This is a genomic window from Pseudomonas sp. 43(2021), assembly GCF_017490805.1.
Classification (GTDB): Bacteria; Pseudomonadota; Gammaproteobacteria; order Pseudomonadales; family Pseudomonadaceae; genus Aquipseudomonas.
On the sequence record NZ_JAFGYJ010000527.1, the window covers coordinates 1 to 445 of the forward strand.

Annotated in this window: 1 pseudogene; it reads right to left on the reverse strand. The window is 63.6% G+C overall.

Going from position 1 to position 445, the window contains the following annotated elements:
• Nucleotides 1-15: 15 nt before the first annotated feature.
• A pseudogene (locus tag J5M71_RS28525) lies at nt 16-445 on the reverse strand (RNA degradosome polyphosphate kinase); the annotation flags it as partial.

Here is a 445-nt window from a genome sequence, read left to right on the forward strand (position 1 = left end):
TTATTGGGCTGAAGGTCAGCTGCTCACCGGCAATATCGGGCTGCCCAACCGCTCCAGCAACGTCGCCTGCGCACTGCGCGGGTTCTGGTTGCCGGTTGGCGTGTTGCGAATGTAGCGGCCGTCCGACTGCAGGCTCCAGCTGTGGGTGTTGTCGGTCAGGTACAGCTCCAGCTCCTTCTTGACGCGGGTCAGCAGCTTCTTGCCTTCCACCGGGAAGCAGGTCTCGACGCGCTTGTCGAGGTTGCGCTCCATCCAGTCGGCGCTGGAAAGGAACATCTGCTCGTCGCCGCCGTTGAGGAAGTAGAACACCCGCGTGTGCTCGAGGAAGCGGCCGATGATCGAGCGCACATGAATGTTGTGCGAGACCCCGGCGATGCCCGGACGCAGGCAGCACATGCCGCGCACCACCAGATCGATGCGCACGCCGGACTGGCTGGCCTTGTAC